This is a genomic window from Nonomuraea sp. NPDC002799, from assembly GCF_053592075.1.
In genome coordinates this window covers 153,245-169,783 of sequence record NZ_JBSFVA010000009.1, presented here as the reverse complement: position 1 = coordinate 169,783, position 16,539 = coordinate 153,245, and the positions used below count along the sequence as shown (strand labels likewise).

Here is a 16,539-nt window from a genome sequence, read left to right as displayed (position 1 = left end):
CGGTTCAGGCCAGCGGTGAGGTGACGGTGTACGAGGCGTCGGAGGCGAACACCGAGGTCGACTCCTTGAGGTCCAGCCGCATCTCGTAGTTGTAGTGGCGCAGGTAGCGCCCGGGCAGGTTGTACGACTCGAACGACGTGGTCCCCCCACCGGCCAGCCCCGCCCGGCCGCAGAACGTGGCGTCGCTCTTGAAGATGGCCGAGCCGTCGTCACGCTGCAGGGTCAGCCGCAGGTTGTAGTGGCGCAGGTAGTACCCGGGCTGGTTCACCGACTGGAAGGAGTAGCAACCGGACTGCGCCAGCCCGGCGGAGACGGTGAACGTGGCCGACTGACGGTCGGCGAGCGGGCTGGACGCGGACAGCGGGTCGACGTAGGCGAGGGCGGTCCGGTGGCGTACGTATCGGTCGGGGAAGTTCGCCGAACGCAGCGACCTGTTGCCGGTGGCGACGGCGGTCGTGTCGCCGACGTCCTCGCGCAGCACGGTGAAGTGCCTGGCCGTCCCCGACAGTCCGGCCAGCTCCGCCTTGGTCCCGAACGAGGTCAGGTTCGAACTGTCGGCGTAGTAGTAGCGACCACCGGTGTAGTTGTCGAAGTAGAGGCGCCACCTGCCGTCGGGCAGCCGCGTCAGCGCCGGCCCCTCCAGGCCGGAGCCCCAGCCCGCCCAGTTGCCGGTGCCGGTGAACGTCCACGGCCCGGTGAGTGAGGTGGCGGTGGCGTGTTCGATGTACTTGGTCGTCTCGTTCTTCAGGAAGTTGTGGTAGGTCGAGCCGGACTTGACGACGAAGCTGTCGATGTAGTTCGCCGGGATGCCGAGTGCCACCGGGGCGCTCCACGAGGACAGCGCGCTGTTGGTCGCGGTGATCCGGTACGGCCTGAACTGCCCCGCCGTGCCCGTCGTGGACGCCGAGAAGATCACGTGCACGCTGCCGTCGGAGTCCTTGAACCATTCGGGCGCCCACGTGCTGCCGGTGGCGCCGTTCAGCCCCACGGTCACGTTGCGGAGGAACGTCCAGCTCACGGCGTCCGCGCTGCGGGCGAATCCGATGGTGTTGCCGGTCCAGTTGGTGGTGTGGACGAGGTAGTAGTAGCCGTCGGTGTGCCGCAACACGCTCGGGTCGCGGATCAGCCCTGAGGGTGGGGTGTAGGCGTTGGCCCGTACGAGGTTGTAGGTGGTGGCGTTCGGCGAGTCGTAGACGTACATGTTCGACTCGCTGCTGTTGGTGAACGCGGTCATCAGGTAGTGGGGTACGGGGCCGACGGCGTGGGCGGGGGGCGCGAACATCACGGCCGCGATGGCCACGAGCAGCGCCATGACGCCGGCCGACGCCCTCGGATTGCCTCGACGTGTACGCATCCAGCGGCCCTCCGCGAGTGTTAGCGTTAACATCTCACCGCGCCGAGGACCGGGCGGTGATGGCATTCGCGGGTATTCGTATCCCGGCCACGATCAGCCGTCAATCCCCGGCGACGCCGGCACGCATCCACTGTGCAGTACTACTGGGGCCCATGGCAGAGGGACGGGCGAGGCGGGCGGGCTACTTCGGGCGGGCTACTTCGGGCGGGAGGTGTACAGGTCGTGGGCGGCCGAGATCGCCGCGTCGGCGAAGGCGAGCACATCGCGCCGCCGCTCGAACGGCGACCCGTACAACGACTCCCGGGGCGCGCCGAAATGATCCCCCAGCCCAGAGACCACCCCCGCGATCGACGGCAGCGCACTGTCCTCCGCACGCAGCCGCAGCGCCTCGTTCACGACGCGATGCCACCTGTCCGGGAACGCCTCCAGCGCATGCCGCCCCGCCCCCGTCTTGGAGGCGATCCCCCCGGTGGCCAGCGTGTAGTGCAGCCGGGAGACGCCGGTGACCACCCACACCGCGCCGTACCCGCCGAGACAGAGCAGCCCCCACGGCGAGGCGAGCCGGGAGCCGCGGTTCACCAGGCGCCGCCAGTAGCGGTCGAGGTTGCCGTCCGTCCAGGCGGCCAGGGCGGCGGGATCGTTCCAGATCTCCAGCTCGCCCGGTTTGGGGCCGCGGCACGCGAGGCCGTGCCGGGCCAGCGTGTGCCAGGTGATGGGATCGAGCCCGCCGCGGCGGTTGAGCCGCCCGGCCTGCACGCGGGGACGTACGCCCAGCTCCAAGGGGTCGTGACCGAGGTCTTTCCAGGTGAGGTAGACGCCCTCGAACGGGTACGCCCCGAGCCCGGCGTGGATGCGCTCCAGCACCGCGGCCGGCGGCTCATCGGCCGTCACCGCGACGAAGTCCACGTCGCTGGTGCCGGGATGGTAGTCGCCCAGGGCGGCCGAGCCCTCCAGATAGAGCCCTTCCACCAGTCCGGGAGCCTCCGCGTCGGCCACCGACAGGTAGGTCTCCACCATGGCATCGATCTTCGGATGGGGCGTCATGGCCGCCCAGCCTGCCACAACCGACCTCACCGCCTCATCACAATCGACAACTCTAGAATAGCCGGGTGAATGAGGCATACACCCCCGAAGACCTCAAGTACTCACATGACGGCCTTAAGTGGGCAGCGGTCCCGCCCGGCGTGATCCCAGCCTGGATCGCCGACATGGATCTGCCCACCGCGCCCGAAGTGATCGAGACGCTCAGCCGGCGCGCCACCGGAGATCTCGGCTACCCGTCCTGGCTGATGGAGCCCAACGCCGGACCCCTGGCCGACGCGTTCGCCGAACGCATGACCACCAGGTACGGCTGGCAACCCGACCCCGCACTCGTCCGCTCGTTCAGCGACATCAACCAGGCACTCCAGGTGCTGCTCCAGATCTGCACCCGGCCCGGTGACGGGGTCGCCGTGCACACGCCCGCCTACCATCCGTTCCTGACGACGCTGCAGGTCATGAAGCGCCCGCTGCACCCCATCCGCTTCGAACCCGACGGAGGGTCGTGGCGCTTCGAGGTGCCCGACCTGTCGGGCTGCCGGGTGCTGCTGCTGGTGAACCCGCACAACCCGACCGGCCGCGTGCTCACCCGTGACGAGCTGAACGAGCTGGCCGAGCACGCCGAGCGCCACGACCTGCTGGTGATCGCCGACGAGATCCACGCCGACCTCACCTTCGAGCCGCATCGGCACATCCCGTTCGCCACGATCCTCCCCGAACGCACGGTGACGGTCACCTCCGCGACGAAGGCGTTCAACCTCGGCGGAATCCGCTGCTCGGTCGCCCACTTCGGCCACCAGGGCGCCCGCAAGGCCCTGGAGGAGCAGCCGCCCTTCGTGTACGGCTCGGCGAACCTGTTCGGCGTCGAGGCCACGGTGGCGGCCTGGCGGCACGGGGACGCCTGGCTCGAACGCACCCGTGCCCTGCTCGACCGCAACCGGCACACGATCGCCCGGCTCCTGCCGGAGGCGTTCACCTACCGGGTCCCCGAGGCGACGTACCTGGCGTGGCTGCACGTGGGACGGCCCGGCATGGCGGAGGCCATCGAGCGGGCGGCCCGGGTGCGGCTGACGGACGGCGCGGGCTTCGGGCCCGGCGGCGAGCACCACGTGCGCCTGAACTTCGCCACCACCGAACCCGTCCTCGCGGAGATCCTCAACCGGCTGGCCGCTCTGCGCTGACCACCAGGCCCTCTCGCACCGCCGTCAGATCAGCGCCCCGCGGTGACCACCCGGCCTCCCCGCACCCGCCGTCAGGTCAGGGGCGGGAGGTCGGGGGGCGTCGCGGCCGGATGCTCCTCCAGGGCGGCCAGCGCCATCTCGATGGCCCGCTCCAACTGCGGATCCCGCCCCGCCACTCGATCCTGCGGCGTGATCACCACCTCGATGTCCGGATCCACCCCATAGTTCTCCACGCCCCACCCCGGCCCGTCGAGCCAGAACGAGTACCGGGGCTGGGTGACCCGGGTCCCGTCCACGAGCGAGTACCGGGAGTCGATCCCGATCACCCCGCCCCACGTGCGGGTCCCGATCAGCGGCCCGATGCCCCGGTTCTTGATCCCGGCGCTCACGATGTCCCCGTCGGAGGCGGCGAACTCGTCGGTGACCGTCACGATCGGCCCCCGGGGCGAGTCCTCGGGGTAGCGCATCGGCTCGTACCCCCGGGCCCGCGCCCATCCGGTGACCTTGCGGGACAACTTCTCCAGCACCAGCTCCGACAGGTGCCCGCCCCCGTTCTCGCGCACGTCCACGACGAGCCCCTCGAAGGCCATCTCGGTCCGCAGGTCGCGGTGGAACTGCGCCCACCCGGAGGCCACCATGTCGGGCACGTGCAGGTAGCCGAGCCGGCCCCCCGACACCTCCCGGACGTGGGAGCGCCGGCTCTCCACCCAGTCGTGGTAACGCAACTGCGCCTCGTCCGGGATCGGGCTGACCACGACGCGCCGCGGCTCACCGCCCGACGCGGGCCGTACGGTCAGCTCGGTGGGCTGTCCCGCGGTCCCGGAGAGCAGGGCGAGCGGCCCGCGGACGGAGTCGACCGGCCGCCCTCCGACGGCGAGGATCGCGTCACCGGGACGGACGGCGACGCCCGGCGCCAGGAGGGGCGAGCGGGCGGCGTGGTCGGAGGACTCGCCGGGCAGGATGCGCCGCACCCGCCACACCCCTTCGGCGTCCCGTTCCAGGTCGGCTCCGAGCAGGCCCTGGCGGCGGCGGGGGTCGGGGGCGCCGCCCGGCGCGACGGCGTAGGCGTGGGAGGTGCCCAGCTCGCCCTGCGTCTCCCAGAGCACGTCGATCAGCTCGGAATGCGTGCCGATCCGGTCGACCAGCGGCTCGTACCGGTCGAGGACGGCCTGCCAGTCGACGCCGTTCATGTCCTCGCGCCAGAAGTGGTCGCGCATGAGCCGGCCGGCCTCGCGGAAGCCCTGCCGCCACTCGGCGACCGGGTCGAGCTGCACGGTGATCCGGTCCAGCTCGATGGTGACGACCTCGTCGCCCTCGGTGGCGGCGCGGGTCTGCAGGCCGTTCTTGCCGTTGGTGACGAGCCTGCCGCCGTCAGCGGTGACCTCGAACGAGCGTACTTCCCTGCCGACCTCGGCCTTGGCGCGCTTCTTGAAGTCATAGCGCTCAAGCACGCTCTCGTGCGCCGCCTCGCTGCCGTCGCCGAGCTGCCCCGCCAGCGGGTGACGCAACCAGAGCAGGGCGTCCTTGGCGGTACGCAGGTTCCCGTAGCGCCCGGCGGGCACCGGCACCGGCACCACGCGCGAGGCGAGCCCGTCCGGATCGACCTCCGTACGCGGCGGCGTGTCGTCCTTCTTGTCGTCCTTGGCGGGCTTGTCGCCCTCACCGTTGAAGCCGCGCCCCTGCAACGACGGATCGAACGGCGAGGGCGTGGTGGCCCGCAGCGGCACGATGTACGGCTTGCAGCCGACGGGGAAGGACAGGTCGAAGACGTGCGCGTCGTAGACGGGATCGAACGTCCGCACCGACAGGAACGCCAGATGTTTGCCGTCCTTGGTGAACACCGGGTTGGAGTCGGCGAAGCGCACCGGCGTCACGTCGATCACGGACGTCCCGTCCACCCGCCCCATCCTGATCTGCGACAGCGGCTCGTGATGCGGATGGACCCAGGCCAGCCAGCCGGAGTCGGGCGAGAACGTCAGCCCGCTGATGTCCCCCTGCGTGGTGCGGTCGAGCTCACGGACGGTGCCGGACTCCAGGTCCACGACCAGCAGCCGCCCGTCGTGCGTGGCCGCCGCCGCGTGCTTGCCGTCCGGCGCCGCCGCCAGTTGCAGCACCCGCCCGAGCTCCCCCGAGGCCAGGGTCCGCACCTCGCCGCCGGGGGTGCCGACCTCCAGCCCGTCCTCGCCGCCGGCGTCCGAGACCCACACGGCCCGCCCGTCGGCGCTCAGCACACGCGGCAGCCGCACGCGCACGCCGGGCTGCGCCCGCAACACGCCCGCGGGACCGTCGCGGTGCGTCACCCAGTGCGCGGTCCCGCGGATCTCCACCACGCTGGCCCGCCCGGTCGCGTCCGGCGCGTACGACCCGAGCCGCAACGGCGCGGGTCTCTTGGAGCGTCCCGGCCGCGGCCCGCTCAGCTTCACGTCCAGCCGGTACGGCTCCGCGTCCAGGCTCTCCAGCACCCACAGGTCCCCGGCGTGGGAGTAGATCACCCGCTGCCCGTCGCTGGTCGCGTGGCGGGCGTAGAACTCCTCATGGGAGCTGTGCTTGCGCAGGTCCGACCCGTCGGGCAGCGCGGAGTAGAGGTTCCCGACCCCGTCGATGTCGGCCAGGAACACGATCCGGTCCCCCACCCAGCTCACCGACCAGTACTGCGCCGTGCTGCCGGCGAACAGCCGGGTGAACTCCCCGTTCCCCTCGGCGTCGGTCCAGATCTTGGCCGCGGTGCCGCCCCGGTAACGCTTCCACTGCGACGGCTCGCGCCACACCGCCGACACGGTCGCGACCTTGGCGCCGCTGACGGCCGCGTCGCTGACCCACCCGTACGGCAGCCGCGCCGCCGGTCCGCCGTCGAGCGGCACCGCGTAGGCCCAGAACCTGATCCGCCCGCTCTCCCCGGTCGTGCTGACGGCGAGCACGTCGCCGCCGGGTGTCCACCCACGGGCGCCGGTCGAGGCGCCCCAGTGGGTCAGCCGCTCGCCCTCGGGGCCGTCGATCTCCGCCGTGAACACCTCGGGAGCGCCCTCCTTGGCGGAGGTCCACGCGATGCGGGCGCCGTCGGGCGAGAATCTCGGATGCGACACCGGTACGCGGTCGGCGGTGAACCGCCAGGCTCTTCCTCCGGCCAGCGGGGCCAGCCAGACGTCGTCGTCGGCGACGAAGGTCACCACGTCATCATGCAGGTGCGGATATCTCAGGTATGCGCCATTTGTCACAGCAGCACAGTAATGCGCCACACCAAGGTGAGCCCAAAAATCTTCCTCGCGGCCCCCTGGCGGCGTCCCCGGAACGGTCAAGTGCGGGGTGTGCCGGACATGTACGGGAAGGCAGGGATATATGAGGATCCTCGCTCGCGTTCACCAGCTTCCGCCCCGCCTGGCCGCCGCCGCCATCATCCTGCACTCCGGCCTCAGCAAGGCGCACGCCGACGAGCAGGCCGCGGTGGCCCTGCACGGCATGGCCGTCGGCACCTATCCGTTCCTCCGGCACCTGGACCCCGTCCTGTTCACCCGGTTGCTCTCGAAGGGCGAGATCGTCCTCGGCACCGCCCTGCTGATCCCCTTCGTGCCGTCACTGCTGGTCGGCGCCGGGGTGACCGGGTTCGCCGCGGGCCTGCTCGGGCTCTACCTCAAGACGCCGGGCATGCGTCAGGAAGGCAGTCTGCGCCCGGCCCAGCAGGGCGTCGGCGTCGCCAAGGACGTCTGGCTGCTGGGCATCGGCCTGGGGCTGATGGTCGAGGAGCTCGGCCATCGATGATCTGCCATTCTTGTCCGCTAAAGCGGATATAGCCGGGTAGCGCGGACTCATGGTACATATCGGCTACACCTTGATGTCCGAGCAGACCCCGGCCCGCGAGCTGGTCGACTACGCCGCGGCGGCCGAGCGCGCCGGCTTCGACTACGCGGTCATCTCCGACCACTATTTCCCGTGGATCGAGGAGATGGGGCACTCGCCCTACTGCTGGTCGGTGCTGGGCGCCGTGGCCCAGGTCACCCAGCGGTTGCCGCTCATGACGTACGTGACGTGCCCGATCATGCGCTACCACCCGGCGGTCGTGGCGCAGAAGGCGGCCACGATGGGCGTGCTGAGCGAGGGCAGGTTCACGCTCGGCCTCGGTGCGGGCGAGAACCTGAACGAGCACGTCATCGGCGAGGGCTGGCCCCCCGTCGACACCCGGCACCGGATGTTCGCCGAGGCCGTGCAGATCATCAAGAAGTTGTTCAGCGGCGACTACATCACCCACCAGGGCGAGTTCTTCGACGTCGACTCGGCCAAGCTCTACGACCTGCCGGACCAGCCGGTCCCGATCGGCATCGCCGCCTCCGGCGGCCAGTCGGCGGAGATCGCCGCGGAGTACGGCGACGCGCTGGTCATCAACGAGCCGATGCCGGACGTGGTCCGGCAGTTCCAGGCCATCGGCGGCGCGGGCAAGCCCGTCTACGGCCAGCTCCCCATCGCCTACGACACCGACGCCGAGGCCGCGAAGCAGCGGGCCCACCGGTTGTGGCGCTGGTCGGGCGTCGGCGGCTGGAAGGTCATGGCCGAGCTGCCCGGCCCGGTGAACTTCGCGGCGGCGGCCGGCACGGTGCGCCCCGAGGACGTGGCCAAGAGCGTGCCGTGCGGCGACGACGTGGACGCGGTCGTGCGGGGCGTCAAGAAGTTCGCCGACGCCGGGTACACGCACGTGGCGCTCGTGCAGATCGGCCACGACCAGCAGCAGCCCTTCTTCGAGTGGGCGGAGAAGAAGCTGCTGCCGGCGCTGCGGAGCCTGTGATCAGGGGACGATGTTGACGACCTTGGGCGCCCGCACGATCACCTTGCGGGGCACACCCCGCAGGTAGGGGGCGACCTTCTCCGAGGCCAGGGCCAGCTCGCGCAGATCGTCCTCGCTGATGCCGGGCGAGACCTCCAGGCGGTCGCGCACCTTGCCGGCGACCTGCACCACGCACGTCACCGACTCCTGCACCAGCAGCGCGGGATCGGCCACCGGCCAGCCGCCGAACGCCACCGAGCCGGTGCGGCCCAGCCGCTCCCAGCCCTCCTCGGCGGTGTAGGGGGCCACCAGCGACAACATGACCGCCAGCGCCTCGGCGGCCTCGCGCACCGCCGGATCGGCCGCGCCGGGACCGGAGTCGATGGCCTTGCGGGCGGCCGACGTCAGCTCCATCATGCGCGCCACCGCGACGTTGAAGCGGTAGGAGTCGACCAGCTTGGTGGCCTCGTCGATCGTGTGGTGCGTGACCTTGCGCAGCGCCACGTCACCGCCCTCGAAGGACACGCCCGGCTCGCTCTCGACCTCCGACATCACCCGCAGCGCGCGGGCCAGGAACTTCTGCGACGCGGCCGGCGACAGGTCCGCCCAGTCGATGTCGTCCTCGGGCGGCCCGGCGAACACCATGGTCAGGCGTACGGCGTCGACGCCGAAGTCGTCGATCTGCCGGCCCAGGTCCACGCCGTTGCCCAGGGACTTCGACATGGCCTTGCCGCCGTTGATCACCTGGCCCTGGTTCAGCATGCGCACGAACGGCTCGTTGAAGTCGACCATGCCCATGTCGTGCAGGACCTTGGTGAAGAAACGGGAGTACAGCAGGTGCAGCACGGCGTGCTCGATGCCGCCGACGTACTGGTCGATCGGGCCCCACTTACGCACCTGCTCGACGTCGAACGGGCCGTCGGTGTAGCCCGGCGAGCAGTAGCGCAGGTAATACCACGACGAGTCGACGAACGTGTCCATCGTGTCGGTGTCGCGCTTGGCGGGACCCGAGCACTTGGGGCACGCGACGTTGACCCACTCCGTGGCGCTGGCCAGCGGGGAGACGCCCTTCGGGGCCAGCGCGTCGCCGCGCAGGTCGGGCAGCGTGACCGGCAGTTGCTCGTCGGGGACGGGCACCTCGCCGCAGTCGGGGCAGTGGATGATCGGGATCGGCGTGCCCCAGTAGCGCTGGCGGGACAGCAGCCAGTCGCGCAGCCGGAAGTTGATCGCGCCCTCGCCCCGGCCCTCGACCTCCAGGATCTCGATGATCTTGGCGATGCCGTCGGCCTTGGTCAGGCCGTCCAGCGGGCCGGAGTTGACCAGCGTGCCCTCGCCGGGCGTGGCCTCGCCGGTCTCGCCCGGGTCGGCCAGGCCGGTGTGCACGACGACCTTCACCGGCAGCCCGAACTTCACCGCGAAGTCCAGGTCGCGCTGGTCGTGGGCGGGCACGGCCATGATGGCGCCGTGGCCGTAGTCGGACAGCACGTAGTCGGCGGCCCAGACCGGGATGCGCTCGCCGTTGACCGGGTTGATCGCGTGGCGGCCCAGGAAGACGCCGCTCTTGTCCTTGTCGGTGGACAGCCGCTCGATGTCGCTCAGCTTGGCGACCTCGGCGCGGTAGGCCTCGAAGGCGGGGCGCTGCTCGTCGGTGACGATCTCGTCGGCCAGCGCGGCGTCCACGGCCACCACGAAGAACGTGGCGCCGAACAGGGTGTCGGGGCGCGTGGTGTAGACGTGCACCGGCTCGTCGCGGCCCTCGATCTCAAACAGCACGTCGGCGCCCTCGGAGCGGCCGATCCAGTTGCGCTGCATGGTCAGCAGGCGATCGGGCCAGCCGTCCAGCTGGCCCATGTCGTCCAGCAGGCGCTGCGCGTAGTCAGTGATCTTGAAGTACCACTGCGTCAGCTCGCGGCGGATGACGTCGGCGCCGCAGCGCTCGCACTTGCCCGCGACGACCTGCTCGTTGGCCAGCACCGTCTGGTCGTTGGGGCACCAGTTGACCAGGCCGCCCTTGCGGTAGGCCAGGCCGCGCTCGAAGAAGCGGATGAACAGCCACTGGTTCCAGCGGTAGTAGTCGGGGTCGCTGGTGTGCAGGCGGCGCGACCAGTCGAAGGAGATGCCGTAGCGCCGGAACGAGGTGGCCTGCGTCTCGATGTTGGCGTAGGTCCACTCGGCGGGGTGGGCGTTGCGCTTGATCGCGGCGTTCTCGGCGGGCAGGCCGAAGGAGTCCCAGCCGATCGGGTGCAGGACGTTGTAGCCCTGCTGCGTCCAGTAGCGCGCGACGACGTCGCCGATGGCGAACACCTCGCCGTGCCCCATGTGCAGGTCGCCCGACGGGTAGGGGAACATGTCGAGCATGTAGCGCCGCTCGCGGGTGTCCGCGGGGTCCTCACTCGCCCGGTAGGTGTCCTGTTCCTCCCATCGCTGCTGCCACTTGGCCTGCAGCGCCTGCGGGTCGTACTCACTCACGGCTACTGTCCTTCTGGCTTGATTCGGACCCATAAGAAAACCCCTCGTGAAGACGACGAGGGGTGGAGCCGCGACGGCGAGATCTTCAGGGCCGTCGCGGCCCGCTAAGAAGCAGGGTCGCGGAACGCACGTGTCAAGGGTAGCGCACGTCTTCTGCTGAATGCAGGCACTCGATCGACGTCCACCGGCACAATGGACTCTTCGGGTCCGGCGAGACCTGATGGTGATGTACCCGTTGTGACCTCATTCGTCCCAGAAGAATACCCTTGACACCGTGGTGTACCGAGTTGAGCAAGATCAGTCGGACGGGGACCTGCCACTGCGGGGTCCACCGACCGATCCACATGGCTTCGCTCGTTCTGCTGCGGAAACACCTGCATGTCCTGGAAGATCCCATGAGATCATGCCTGGAACGCCAAATCCGGATATAAGGGTAGATCCGGACACAACCTCAGGAGGGCCGGCAGTAATGGCAACGGAGAATTCCGGACCTCACCTGCCATCCTCCTGGCCAGAGGCATCGCAACGCGACGCGCCCGGCTCCTGGTCCGGCGCCGCCGCTCCAGACGTTCCCACCTCCTGGCCGGAGACTCCGGCCGCGCATCAGGACCCCTCGTGGCCCGAGCCGCCGCGCAAGGACGGCGCCTGGCCCGAGCCCCCGCCCCGCCACTCCCCACGCCACGACGCCGCGGGCCCGTCCGCCTGGCCGGACTCCTCGCCGCAGAACGCGGGCGGACCGTCCGCATGGCCGGACTCCGCACCGCAGAACGCGGGCGGGCCGTCCGCATGGCCGGACTCCGCACCGCAGAACAGCGGCGGGCCGTCCGCATGGCCGGACGCGGGTCACCAGGACGTGCCGATGTCGTGGCCGGACGCGACCGCACCCGGCGGGCCCACCGCGTGGCCTGAGACGGCGGCGCCGGGCGGCGCGGGACCCTCCTGGGCGGACGGATCCGCCGCACCCGGGCACGTGCGGCCGCCCGTGCCCGCCCCGGTCCCCGCGTGGGCGCAACCGCCGGCCCCCGCCGCCGACGCCTGGTCGAACCTGTCCTCCCCCGCCCCGTGGCCGCCCGGCGACCGCACGGGCGCGGAGGGCATGGACCGCACCATGGCGCACGGCCGCGCCGACGCCCCGCCGCGGGACGAGTCGCGTCCGCCGCCGGCGCAGCCGTACCCCGGCGGCGACAGGACCGCCGCCTACGCCCAGCCCTCCGAGGCCCTGCTGAACGACCGCGCGATCCCCTCAGGCCCGAACCCCTCAGGCCCGAACCCGGCCGGGCCGATGGACTCCACGCGCATCGGCGCTCCTCCCGGTGAGGACCAGGGCCCCCGCCCCGGCTCGAACCTGAGCCGCGACCCCTCCGACCCCGACCGCCCGTTCGTCACCGCGGGCCAGGTCAGCGGGTCGCGCACCCCGCCGCCCGAGCGCCAGCAGGAGCTCTGGAACACCGTCTTCGGCGACAACTACGAGAGCATGGACGACGGCGCGCTGGACGACGAGCCGGGCAAGCCCATCTGGATCTACGCGCTCGGTGGCTCGGTGGCCATCGCCCTGGTCGCCGCGCTGCTGTGGGCGTTCCTGGCCGGGCCGCTGGCCGGCTCGGACGAGCCCACCTCCGCCGCCCAGACCGCCGCCCCGCCGAAGGCCAGCGCCACCAGGACCTCGACCACGATCGGCGCCCTGCCGCAGTATCCGGGCAAGGCCTCCCCCGTCGTCGGCCGGGTCCCCGACCTCACGGCCGGCCTCTCACTGCCGCGCATGGGCGGGCAGTGGCAACTCGACCAGCGCGCCACGGTCAAGGCCACCTACGGCTACGACACCCGCCAGTACGTCCAGATCGCGCCGGAGAAGTTCGCCAACCTCATGTCGGGCCCGCTGTCGCCGAAGCTGCTCTCGTACTACGAGCAGGACGACCTGGAGCCGGTCATCAAGCAGGTGGTGCTGAACGCCCGCAAACGTTTCTTCCCCGCCGACAACAAGGTCCGCAAGATCGCCCAGCAGTCGATCAAGGTGGGCGACGCCACGGGCCGGCTGATCGCGTACTCGCTGACGTCGGAGACCGAGAAGGCGACGATCGTGACGATGGCCGTCAACACCGGCGGCCAGGCTCCGGCCATCGTCTACATGTCGATCCCGTCCGAGGGCAAGCAGCTCCTGCCCGACATCCGCCGCGTGCTGAACCAGCTCAAGCTGAGCGGCCAGTAGGCCCCGTCTAGAAGACGCACTCCATGTGCTTGATGCCGTTGATGAACATGGAGTGCAGCCGGTCCGGCCTGCCGCCCTCGATCCGCGGCACCCGGAGCAGCAGCTCGCGGAACATCACCGTGATCTCCCGCCGGGCCAGGTGCGCGCCCAGGCAGAAGTGCGGGCCGGGGCCGCCGTAGCCGACGTGCGGGTTGGGATGGCGGGTGATGTCGAAGCGCCGCGGGTCGGCGAAGACGGCCTCGTCCCTGTTGGCCGCCCAGTAGAACAGGACCGCCTTCTCGCCCTTGCGGTAGAGGTGGCCGTTCATCTCGAAGTCCCTGGTGACCTTGCGGCGCATGAAGTTCACCGGCGAGGCCAGGCGGACGATCTCCTCGACCGCGCCCGGGGCGCGTCCGCCGATGTCCTCCAGCCAGAGCGCGCGCTGGTCGGGGTTGTTGGTGAGCAGGCGCAGGCCGTAGGAGATGGCGTTCCTGGTGGTCTCGTTGCCGGCCACGACCAGCAGGATGAAGAACGAGCCCAGCTCCTGCATCGTCAGCCGCTCGCCGTCGATGTTGGCGTTGACCAGGGATGACGTCAGGTCGTTCGTGGGGTTGCCGGCGCGGTGGGCGGCCAGGTCCTGCACGAGTTGCTGCAGCTCCATGCCGGCGTTGAGCAGCCGCTCGGCCAGCTGGCTGACGTCGTCGCCGGTGTATTCGGGGTCGAAGCCGCCGAGGATGGTGTTGGAGCGCTCGAAGACGAACTGGTAGTCGCGCTCCGGGATGCCCATCATGTCGCAAATGATCTTCAGAGGCAGGCGGGCGGCGACCTCGGTCACGAAGTCGCAGCCGGGCCCCTTGGCCAGGAGGTCGTCGACGATGTCGGTGGCCGCCGCGTCGACGTCGGCCTCGAACTGTTTGATCATCTTGGGGGTGAACGCGCGCGAGACGATCCTGCGCAACCGGGCGTGCCGCGGGTCGTCCATATTGATCATCGAGCCGAAGTACTCGGTGAACTCCGCGGGCATGTCGGGGATGTTCGTGGCGCCGCCGTCGCCCGAGCAGAAGATCTCCGGGTTGCGGCTGGCCTCAAGGATGTCGGCGTGCTTGACCAGCGCGTAGTAGCCGGGCCCCTTGGGTGAGATGGTCATCTCCATCTCCTCGAAGAAGGCGGGGGTGTCGCGCGAACGCAGCCGATCGAACGCTTCCTCCCTCTCAGCCATGGGCCTGGCCCAGAAGTCGGGCTCCGAAAGGTCGAAGTCAAGGACGCTCATGAGGCAATCATTCGAAAAGCAGGCACTTACGTCAATGGGTACGACGTACACCGTACGTACGAGGGCCGGAAAATCTTGTGGCTCCTGAGGCCGGAGCCGGCGTGCGGTGAGTCCTACGCGGGAGACCCGAGCCAGTCGAGGATGAGCCGGTTGACCTCGTCGGGCCGTTCGAGGTGCAGGAAGTGACCCGCGCCCGCCACCTGCTCGGCCCGCGAGCCGGGCGGCAGGTGGCTCGCGGCGTCCTTGGCCAGCTCGGCGCTCAGGCAGCCGTCCTGGGCGCCGTGCAGGTACAGGATCGGCCCGGGGACCGGCTCGGCGACCGGGTGGCGGCCGGACGGCGGCGTGGTGCCGAGCGTGGCGCGGTAGTAGCCGATGGCCGCGCTCAGGTTGGCGGGCTCGCCGATGCTGCGCCGGACGAATCGCAGGTCCTCGCTCGCGTCGTATCCGGGCGACCAGTCGCGCCAGAGACCCTCCAGGAAGCCGGGGCTCGCGGCGGCGGCCTCGGCCAGCACCGTCTGGAAGAGGAAGATGTAGAACGAGCGCTTGAGCTGGTCGTACTCCAGGAACGACGCCCCCAGCGAGCTCGGCGGCGGCACAGCGAGCGTGACGGCCCGGCGGAAGCGGCCGGCGTTCTGGTAGACGGGGTAGGTGCCCCAGTCGTGGCCGATGATCACCGCGTCGGCGTCCCCGCCCAGCTCCTCGTGCAGCGCGCGGACGTCGGCGGCCAGCGCGGCCTCCTCGTAGGCCCCGTCGGCCGGGATCTCGGTGGGCGCGTAGCCCCGCATGAAGGGCGCGACCGCGCGGTAGCCGCGCGCCGCCAGCGCGGGCATCAGGTGCCGCCAGGTGTGCGCGGTGTCGGGGAAGCCGTGCAGGCACAGCGCGAGGGGCCCCTCACCCACTGTCAGATACGCGAACTCCACCCCATTGGCGTGGACGGTCCTGATCTCCATGACTGCGAAACCTAGCATTCGGGCCGCTCCAGGAGTACCTCTGCACCAAGGGTCGCGTGCGCCGGCGCGGTCAGAACGTGTAGCGCAGGTGCTTGATGCCGTTGATGAAGTTGGACAGCAGGAAGTCGGGCTCCCCTTCGGCCCGGATGTCCGGCAGGCGGGTGAGCAGTTCCCTGAACATCACGGTCATCTCCCGGCGCGCCAGGTGGGCGCCCAGGCAGTAGTGCGGCCCTGGGCCGCCGAAGCCGACGTGCGGGTTGGGGTCGCGGGTGATGTCGAACGTGTCCGGATCGGCGAAGACGGACTCGTCGCGGTTGGCCGAGTTGTAGAAGAGCAGCACCTTGTCGCCCTTCTTGTACGCGGTGCCGTTCATCTCGTGGTCCCGGGTCAGCGTACGGCGGAACTGGATCACCGGCGTGGCGTAGCGGATGATCTCATCGCAGGCCGGCACGATCCGGCGGTCGAAGTCGGCCGTCAGGAGCGCGCGCTGCTCCGGGTGGTCGGTGAGGAGCTTGAGCCCGTACGCGATGGCGTTGCGGGTGGTCTCGCTGCCCGCCACCACCAGCAGGATGAAGAACGAGCCCAGCTCCTGGGAGGTGAGCCGCTCGTCGCCGTTGACGAGCAGGCTGACCAGGTCGCCCGTGGGCCGCCGGCGCCGCTCGTCACCGAGGCGGCCGGCCAGCCGGCGCAGCGAGAAGCCGGCGTGCAGCAGCTTGACCAGGCCGCGGGCGACGTTGGCGCGGCTGAAGGTGGGGTCGATGCCGGTGTACTCGCGGTCGGCGTTGCCGAGGATGACGTTGGTCCGCCGCAGCACCATGTCATGAAATTTCGGTGGAATCCCCATCATGTCGCAGATGACCCGGACGGGGAGCCGGGCGGCCACCTGGGCCACGAAGTCGCCGGGCCCCTCCGCGATCGCCTGGTCCACGATCTGCTGCGCGGCCGTGGCCAGGTCCTCCTCCATCTTCGACAGGATGCGCGGCGTGAACGCCCGGGAGACGATGCGCCGCAACCTCGCGTGCCGCGGGTCGTCCATGTTGATCATCGAGCCGAAGTACACGCTCAGCCAGCGTGGCATGTCCGGAATGCTGTTGGAGCAGGGCTCGCTGCTGAACACGCCCGCGTTCCTGCTGGCCTCGGTCACGTCGGCATGGCGCACCAGGGCGTAGTAGCCGGGGCCGTGGCCGATGAAGGGAACGGCCTGCTCCCGCACGAACACCGGATGATCCAGCTCGCGCAACGTGCGGAAGGCCCGCATGCGCGTCTCCTGGGGCAGACCCCAGAACGGGATCTGCGACAGATCCAGGTCAGCGGACAGCGTCATACCATCAGAGCCTTG

Annotated in this window: 11 protein-coding genes; 4 read left to right on the top strand and 7 right to left on the bottom strand. The window is 70.4% G+C overall.

Annotation, left to right across the window (positions count from 1 at the left end; genetic code table 11):
• Positions 1 to 4: 4 nt before the first annotated feature.
• Complete coding sequence (locus ACWD0F_RS19150; RefSeq protein WP_449877119.1) at positions 5 to 1,354, bottom strand: glycoside hydrolase family 43 protein; 1,350 nt, start codon at positions 1,352 to 1,354, stop codon at positions 5 to 7.
• A 195-nt stretch (positions 1,355 to 1,549) separates the two neighbouring features.
• Positions 1,550 to 2,398 (bottom strand): aminoglycoside adenylyltransferase domain-containing protein, encoded by an 849-nt coding sequence (locus ACWD0F_RS19145; RefSeq protein WP_449877117.1) that lies wholly within the window; start codon positions 2,396 to 2,398, stop codon positions 1,550 to 1,552.
• Between the two features lie 65 nt (positions 2,399 to 2,463).
• Between ACWD0F_RS19145 and ACWD0F_RS19140 the strand changes: the two genes are divergently transcribed.
• Positions 2,464 to 3,573 (top strand): MalY/PatB family protein, encoded by a 1,110-nt coding sequence (locus ACWD0F_RS19140; RefSeq protein WP_449877115.1) that lies wholly within the window; start codon positions 2,464 to 2,466, stop codon positions 3,571 to 3,573.
• 71 nt (positions 3,574 to 3,644) lie between these two features.
• On the opposite strand, the gene ACWD0F_RS19135 is transcribed toward ACWD0F_RS19140, so the two are convergent.
• The gene (locus tag ACWD0F_RS19135) at positions 3,645 to 6,788 is read right to left on the bottom strand and encodes a S41 family peptidase (RefSeq protein WP_449877113.1); all 3,144 of its coding nucleotides are present in this window, start codon (positions 6,786 to 6,788) and stop codon (positions 3,645 to 3,647) included.
• Between the two features lie 121 nt (positions 6,789 to 6,909).
• Between ACWD0F_RS19135 and ACWD0F_RS19130 the strand changes: the two genes are divergently transcribed.
• Together ACWD0F_RS19130 and ACWD0F_RS19125 are read left to right on the top strand one after the other, a co-directional pair.
• Complete coding sequence (locus tag ACWD0F_RS19130; protein ID WP_449877111.1) at positions 6,910 to 7,329, top strand: hypothetical protein; 420 nt, start codon at positions 6,910 to 6,912, stop codon at positions 7,327 to 7,329.
• 49 nt (positions 7,330 to 7,378) lie between these two features.
• The gene (locus tag ACWD0F_RS19125; RefSeq protein ID WP_449877109.1) at positions 7,379 to 8,347 is read left to right on the top strand and encodes a TIGR03557 family F420-dependent LLM class oxidoreductase; all 969 of its coding nucleotides are present in this window, start codon (positions 7,379 to 7,381) and stop codon (positions 8,345 to 8,347) included.
• Here ACWD0F_RS19125 and leuS read toward each other — a convergent pair whose 3' ends face one another.
• Positions 8,348 to 10,828 carry a leucine--tRNA ligase gene (gene leuS, locus ACWD0F_RS19120; RefSeq protein WP_449877107.1) on the bottom strand — a complete coding sequence of 827 codons (2,481 nt, stop codon included), beginning with the start codon at positions 10,826 to 10,828 and terminating at the stop codon, positions 8,348 to 8,350. It abuts the gene before it with no gap.
• Between the two features lie 436 nt (positions 10,829 to 11,264).
• On the opposite strand from leuS, the gene ACWD0F_RS19115 reads away from it, so the two are divergent.
• Positions 11,265 to 13,001, top strand: a complete 1,737-nt coding sequence (locus ACWD0F_RS19115) for a hypothetical protein (protein ID WP_449877105.1) — start codon at positions 11,265 to 11,267, stop codon at positions 12,999 to 13,001.
• Positions 13,002 to 13,008: 7 nt separating this feature from the next.
• On the opposite strand, the gene ACWD0F_RS19110 is transcribed toward ACWD0F_RS19115, so the two are convergent.
• The 3 genes from ACWD0F_RS19110 to ACWD0F_RS19100 form a co-directional block, all read right to left on the bottom strand.
• On the bottom strand, positions 13,009 to 14,250 hold the full coding sequence (locus ACWD0F_RS19110; RefSeq protein WP_449877103.1) for a cytochrome P450: 1,242 nt from the start codon (positions 14,248 to 14,250) through the stop codon (positions 13,009 to 13,011).
• Between the two features lie 113 nt (positions 14,251 to 14,363).
• Entirely contained in the window at positions 14,364 to 15,218 is an 855-nt protein-coding gene (locus ACWD0F_RS19105) for an alpha/beta fold hydrolase (RefSeq protein ID WP_449877102.1), read from the bottom strand.
• A gap of 52 nt (positions 15,219 to 15,270) precedes the next feature.
• The gene (locus ACWD0F_RS19100; protein ID WP_449877100.1) at positions 15,271 to 16,524 is read right to left on the bottom strand and encodes a cytochrome P450; all 1,254 of its coding nucleotides are present in this window, start codon (positions 16,522 to 16,524) and stop codon (positions 15,271 to 15,273) included.
• Positions 16,525 to 16,539: the final 15 nt, after the last annotated feature.

What these genes read in the sequence shown, in the direction of transcription:
- leuS (WP_449877107.1), bottom strand. Translation starts at nt 10,828, where the DNA reads ATGGGTCCGAATCAAGCCAGAAGGACAGTAGCCGTGAGTGAGTACGAC.
- ACWD0F_RS19110 (WP_449877103.1), bottom strand. Translation starts at nt 14,250, where the DNA reads ATGAGCGTCCTTGACTTCGACCTTTCGGAGCCCGACTTCTGGGCCAGG.
- ACWD0F_RS19105 (WP_449877102.1), bottom strand. Translation starts at nt 15,218, where the DNA reads ATGCTAGGTTTCGCAGTCATGGAGATCAGGACCGTCCACGCCAATGGG.
- ACWD0F_RS19100 (WP_449877100.1), bottom strand. Translation starts at nt 16,524, where the DNA reads ATGACGCTGTCCGCTGACCTGGATCTGTCGCAGATCCCGTTCTGGGGT.
- ACWD0F_RS19150 (WP_449877119.1), bottom strand. Translation starts at nt 1,354, where the DNA reads ATGCGTACACGTCGAGGCAATCCGAGGGCGTCGGCCGGCGTCATGGCG.
- ACWD0F_RS19130 (WP_449877111.1), top strand. Translation starts at nt 6,910, where the DNA reads ATGAGGATCCTCGCTCGCGTTCACCAGCTTCCGCCCCGCCTGGCCGCC.
- ACWD0F_RS19145 (WP_449877117.1), bottom strand. Translation starts at nt 2,398, where the DNA reads ATGACGCCCCATCCGAAGATCGATGCCATGGTGGAGACCTACCTGTCG.
- ACWD0F_RS19125 (WP_449877109.1), top strand. Translation starts at nt 7,379, where the DNA reads ATGGTACATATCGGCTACACCTTGATGTCCGAGCAGACCCCGGCCCGC.
- ACWD0F_RS19115 (WP_449877105.1), top strand. Translation starts at nt 11,265, where the DNA reads ATGGCAACGGAGAATTCCGGACCTCACCTGCCATCCTCCTGGCCAGAG.